The following is a 5,607-nucleotide window of genomic DNA, read 5'->3' on the forward strand; positions in this document are numbered from 1 at the left end:
GGCCCGGGGGGCGCCGCCGTGGGGCCCCGGGGCCCGCCGGGATGCGGCCGGGCCGACAGCCGGTGGGACGGGACGGCCCGGCCGCGTCGCCCTACTGGGCGCCGAGGAGGCTGTAGATCTCCTCCGCCGTCCCGAGGGCGGCGGGATCGGGACGCTCGTAGCCGGCGGGCAGGTTCGTCCCCCACGGCGACGCCGTGTTGTACGGGACGGTCAGCAGCTCGTTGCCCTCACGGGTCAGGATGAAGTGGGCGAACAGCCGGGCGGCGTTGGGGTTCGCAGCCTCCGTCGAGATGCCGACCGCGATCTCCGAGCCCGTCGTCACGTCCGGCAGGATGTAGTCCACCGGCGCACCCTCGGCGATCAGGCCGTCGAGGATGGCGCTGACCTGCGGGGTGGCGTAGGCGACCTCGCCGGCGGCGAGGGCCTGGGCGGAGGGGACCGCCCCGCCGGTGAAGGTCGGCTCGTTGGCGGCGATCTGCTCGAGCAGCTCGTCCCCGTACTCGTTGCGGATCAGGTTCCAGAAGAACACGTTCGCCGCCGAGGTCGTCGGGTCGGAGATGGCGATGTTGCCGGCAGCGGCCTCCGATGCCAGGTCGGTCCAGTCCGTCGGCGGCTCGGTGACGAGGTCGGTGTTGTAGCCGAGCACGGTGCCGTTGACCGACACGACGGCGGTCCGGCCGTCCTGGGTGATGAACTCCTCCGGGAAGGCCTCAGGGTACTCGACGCCGGCCTCGGGCAGCGGGGTCAGCCACCCCTCGTCGAACGCCTCGCCGAAGAACGGGGTGTCGCTGAGCAGGATCAGGTCGGCGGCCGGCTCGCCGGTCGAGGCCTCGGCGGCGAAGCGCTGCTGCAGGTCCGCGCTGACGAGGCGGACGAACTCGACGGTGACGTCGTAGCGCGCCATGAACTCCTCGCTGATCCCCTGGGCGATCGACTCGTCGGGGACGCTGTAGAAGACGAGGCTGCCCTCCTCCTCCGCCGCGGCGACGAGGTCCGCCGGCGGCTCGGGGTTCTCGGCGTCACCGCCCGCTGCGGCCTCCTCGGACCCGCCGTCCTCGCTGACCTCCTCGGTGGCCGCAGGCTCCTCCTCCGTCGGCGCCTCGGTCTCCGCCGGCTCCTCCTCGGTGGCCTCCTCCTCGGCCGCCTCGGTCGGGTCGTCGGCGGCGTCCGCGGCCTCCGTCGGCTCGTCGTCGCCGTCCCCGCCGCCGCACGCGGCGGCGGCCAGGGCCAGCACGAGGGCCAGCCAGATCCATCTCGTCCTCAGGTGTGCCATCTCGTGTCTCCCTCTCACTCGCTGTGCTGGTGGGCCGGCCGCCCCGCGGCGACCGGGTCGAGGCGGAACAGGCGCTCGGCGTTGGCGGACTCGACCTTCGCGAGGTCCTCGGGGCTGAGCTGGGCGGCCAGGCGGCTGCGCATCCGCTCCATCTGGCCGGGCGGTCCGTAGGGGTAGTCGGTGCCGAGCAGGACGTTGTCCGCGCTCATGACCTCGAACGTGAGGCGCATCGCCCCCTCGCTGAACGCCATCGAGTCGACGACGATGCGGCCCAGGTAGTCCGCCGGGGCGCGGTGGCTCTCGCGCTGGTAGTCGAGCCGCCCGATGATGAAGGGGAGGAACCCGCCGGCGTGCGAGCCGATGATCGTGATGTCGGGGTAGCGGTCGAGGAAGCCGGTGTTGATCATCCGCTCGAGGCAGTGGGTGGTGTCGTAGTGGAACCCCACGGCGTTGGACATGCCGTTGCGGGCAGCGACCTCGACGCCGGGCGGCGGGCCGGGGTGGACCAACACCGGCAGGCCGGCGTCGTCCAGCGCCTCCCACACCGGCGCGAACCGGTCGTCGACGGGCGACTCCCCCTCGATGTTGCCGACGACCAGCGCCCCGACCGCACCGTGCTCGCGGGCGTACGCCAGCTCCTCGAGCGCGCGGCTCGGGTACATCCACGGCAGCGCGGCCAGGAACCGGATCCGGTCCGGCCAGCGGCGCTGGGCGGCGATCATGTCGTCGTTCGACACCCGGCACGCCCGGGCACTGACCTCCTCGCCGCCGAAGTTGCCCTGCGGGCAGGTGAGGGAGACCACCGCCACGTCGACGCCCGCGGCGTCCATGTTGGCGATGCGCTGCTCCCAGTCGAAGTAGATCGGCCGGGGTGTGTGGAACGAGTACGGCACCCCGGCGATGTGCATCCGCGGGATCTCGGGGTCGTGGACCTTCGCCGGGTCGACCGCCATGTGGTAGCGGGACGTGCTGGACTCGAGCAGCTCGAGCCACTCCGCGCACAGCATGTGCGTGTGGATGTCGATCACGGGCACAGGTCGGCTCCCTCCGTCGCCCGGACCAGGGGCGGCCCGTCGGCCCGCAAGACGCTAGTCGGTTTCATCTACGGCCGTCAACGGTCTGCCCAACGAATCCAGGGTGCGAGGTGCGGCACCTCGTTGACGTCCGTCGTGAACCTGTACTACGTTCCCGGCCCCCACGTGACGGCTGGAGGGCCCCGTGACCGCAGCGCCGACACCCGAGCCGCCCGTCGGTGACCCGCCCCTCGAGGGGGTGGTCGTCGTCGACCTGACCACCGCCCTGGCGGGGCCGTGGTGCACCCAGCTGCTCGGCGGGATGGGGGCGACGGTCATCAAGGTCGAGGGCCCGTCCCGACCGGACAGCGCGCGGGGCAACGCGCCGTTCGTGGGCCGCGAGGGCGCGTCCTCCACCCGGCGTCACGACGACGACCTCTCCCTCGCCCTGCTCGAGCGGAACCGGGACAAGCTCGGGCTGGCGCTCGACCTCAAGGCCCCGGAGGGCCGTGCGGTCATGGAGGACCTGCTGGCCCGCGCCGCGGTGCTCGTGACCAACTACAGCCGCGGGGCGCTCGGGCGGATGGGCCTCGACGCCGAGTCCGTCGCCGCGCGCCACCCCCACCTCGTCTACGCGGCGATCACCGGCTTCGGCCTCGACGGTCCCCCGGATCGCGACAAGGCGATGGACACGATCATCCAGGCCCTGAGCGGGCTGATGCTGACCTCCGGCGCGCCCGGCGACGGCCCGGTGCGGGTGGGCGTCCCCGTCGCCGACGTCGTGTCGCCGCTCTACGCGGTGATCGGCATCCTCGGGGCGCTCCGGCGCGCAGAGGCCACCGGGCGCGGCGACGTGGTCGACGTCTCGATGCTGGGTGCGGTGACGTCGCTGGTCGCCACCGAGAGCTGGGGCGTGCAGGCGTCCCTCGGCCTCGAGACCCGCACCGGCGACGTCCTGCCGCGTCTGACGCCCTTCGGCACCTACCCGACCGCCGACGGCGGGCACGTGGCGATCTGCGCCCCCACCGACCCCCTGGCCGCCGGGTTGTTCACCGCGATGGGCATCGCCGACCCCACGTCCGACCCGCGCCTGGCCACCCGAGACGGCCGCGTCCACCACGCCGAGGAGGTGAACGCCGCGATCGCCGACTGGACCCGGACGCTCGCGACCGACGACCTGCTCGCGGTGCTCGAGGCCCACGACGTGCCCTCCGCCCCGGTGCGCACCCCCGCCGAGGCGGTGGCCGACCCTGCCCTGCTGCGCCGCGGCGAGACGACGCCGACCCTCCACCCCCGCTACGGGCAGGTCGCGGGCGCGGTCGGTCCCGGCATGCCGTTCCGGGCGCGCGGGGTCGGCCACCGCCGCGCCGCGCCCGGCCTGGGCGAGCACAGCGCCGCGCTGCTCCGCGACCTGCTGGGCTACGACGACGCGCGCGTGCAGCGGCTGGTCGAGGCTGGGGCGATCGGCACCGCAGACGATGGAGGGCAGTGATGCTGGACCAGGGACTCGGATCGTGGACCGCGCGCCGGGCGCGCATGACCCCCCACCGGGTGGCGCTGCGCCACGGCGACGCGGCGATCACCTACGCCGAGCTGCACGACCGGGTGCGTCGCGCCGCCGACGCCCTCGCCGCCCGCGGCGTGCAGGCCGGCGACCGGGTCGCCTACCTGGGCCCGAACCACCCCTCCCTGGTGGAGGTGCTCTTCGCCGCGACGTCGCTCGGGGCGGTCTTCGTCCCCGTCAACTGGCGGCTGGCCGCACCGGAGGTCGCCCACGTGCTCGGTGACGCCGACGTCACCGCGCTCGTCTGCGCGGGCTCCCACGCCGAGGTCGCCGCTGCCGCCCTCGACGGCACGGACGACGTCACGGTGCTGGTCGTCGACCGCGGTGGCGCGGCGACGGGGGAGTGGTGGGAGGGCTACGACGAGGCGGTGGCCGCGGCGACGCCCACCCCCCGTGACCGGCCGACCGGGCTCGACGACGTGGCGGTGCTGCTCTACACCTCCGGCACGACGGGACGGCCGAAGGGGGCGATGCTGACCCACGGGAACATCACGTGGAACGCCGTCAACGTGGTCATCGACACCGACCTGGCCGGCGACGAGGTGTCCCTCGTCTGCGCGCCGCTGTTCCACGTCGCTGCCCTCGACATGGTCCTGCTGCCCGCGCTGATGAAGGGCAGCACGGTCATCCTCGAGTCCGGGTTCGACGCCGGCGAGGTCCTCGCCACCATCGAGCGCGAGCGCGTCACCTGCATGTTCGGCGTCCCCACGATGTTCGACCGGATGGCCGCCCACCCGGACTTCGCGACCACCGACGTGTCGAGCCTGCGGCGGCTGCTGTGCGGCGGCGCGCCGGTGCCGTTGCGCACCATCACCACGTGGCTCGAGCGGGACGTCGTGTTCATGCAGGGCTACGGGATGACCGAGACCGCGCCCGGGGCGCTGTTCCTCGGCGCGGAGCGGGCGGCGGAGAAGGCCGGCACCGCCGGTGTGCCGTCGTTCTTCACCGACGTCCGTGTGGTCCGCCCCGACGGCACCGACGTCGACGTCGGCGAGCGGGGCGAGGTGATCGTGCAGGGCCCCAACGTGATGGCGGGGTACTGGCGCCGGCCCGAGGCGACGGCCGAGGTGATCCGCGACGGCTGGTTCCACTCCGGCGACGTGGCGGTGATCGACGACGACGGGTACGTGCGGATCGTCGACCGGATCAAGGACATGATCGTGTCGGGCGGCGAGAACATCTACCCCGCCGAGGTCGAGGACGTCCTGTTCGACCACCCCGACGTCGTCGAGGTCGCGGTCATCGGCATCCCGGACCCCGGGTGGGGGGAGGTCGGCCGGGCGATCGTCGTCCGGACCCCGGGCAGCGACCTGACGGGCGAGGCCCTGCTCGCCCACGCCGAGGGCCGCCTGGCCCGCTACAAGATCCCGAAGTCGGTGGTGTTCGCCGACGAGCTGCCCCGCAGCGGCGCGGGCAAGGTGCTCAAGCCGATCCTGCGGGACCGCTTCGGCGAGGGGGCCGACGGCGGGCAGCCGGACCCCACCGCATGACGGCGGACGACCCGCCGGCGCTCGCGGCGCTGGCGGCCGCCGCCGCGGCCCCCGCTGTCGGGTCCGGGGCGGGCGAGCCGCCCACGGTCCTCCACGTCGGCCGGCTGGTCCCGCGACCGCTGCTCGAGGCGCTCGGCCGCCACCCCCGCCGCCTGGGCCCCGACCCGTCGGCGCCGCCCCCGCGGGGCGACGCCGACCGGCCCGACGTGACCATCAGCTGGTCCGGACTCCGGCTGCTGGAGGGCGTCCTCGCGGCGCCGACCGACG

4 protein-coding genes and 1 pseudogene are annotated in these 5,607 nt (G+C 74.2%); 3 read left to right on the forward strand and 2 right to left on the reverse strand.

Annotated elements, in window-relative coordinates:
* Window positions 1-91 precede the first annotated feature (91 nt).
* Complete coding sequence (locus ACEQ2X_RS21265) at window positions 92-1,273, reverse strand: ABC transporter substrate-binding protein (protein WP_370327887.1); 1,182 nt, start codon at window positions 1,271-1,273, stop codon at window positions 92-94.
* A gap of 14 nt (window positions 1,274-1,287) precedes the next feature.
* Entirely contained in the window at window positions 1,288-2,307 is a 1,020-nt protein-coding gene (locus tag ACEQ2X_RS21270; RefSeq protein WP_370327888.1) for an amidohydrolase family protein, read from the reverse strand.
* A 184-nt stretch (window positions 2,308-2,491) separates the two neighbouring features.
* Here ACEQ2X_RS21270 and ACEQ2X_RS21275 point away from each other — a divergent pair, with 184 nt between their 5' ends.
* The 3 genes and pseudogenes from ACEQ2X_RS21275 to ACEQ2X_RS21285 form a co-directional block, all read left to right on the forward strand.
* Complete coding sequence (locus ACEQ2X_RS21275) at window positions 2,492-3,778, forward strand: CaiB/BaiF CoA transferase family protein (protein WP_370327889.1); 1,287 nt, start codon at window positions 2,492-2,494, stop codon at window positions 3,776-3,778.
* Window positions 3,778-5,340, forward strand: coding sequence for a long-chain fatty acid--CoA ligase (locus ACEQ2X_RS21280; RefSeq protein WP_370327890.1), 1,563 nt, complete (start codon window positions 3,778-3,780; stop codon window positions 5,338-5,340). The genes ACEQ2X_RS21275 and ACEQ2X_RS21280 overlap by 1 nt, the downstream gene beginning before the upstream one ends.
* Window positions 5,337-5,607, forward strand: a pseudogene (locus tag ACEQ2X_RS21285) (hypothetical protein); the annotation flags it as partial. The gene ACEQ2X_RS21280 and the pseudogene ACEQ2X_RS21285, both read left to right, overlap by 4 nt.

It is taken from the genome of Euzebya sp., from assembly GCF_964222135.1.
In the GTDB taxonomy this organism is placed as follows: Bacteria; Actinomycetota; Nitriliruptoria; order Euzebyales; family Euzebyaceae; genus Euzebya.

What these genes read in the sequence shown, in the direction of transcription:
- ACEQ2X_RS21265 (WP_370327887.1), bottom strand. Translation starts at nt 1,273, where the DNA reads ATGGCACACCTGAGGACGAGATGGATCTGGCTGGCCCTCGTGCTGGCC.
- ACEQ2X_RS21280 (WP_370327890.1), top strand. Translation starts at nt 3,778, where the DNA reads ATGCTGGACCAGGGACTCGGATCGTGGACCGCGCGCCGGGCGCGCATG.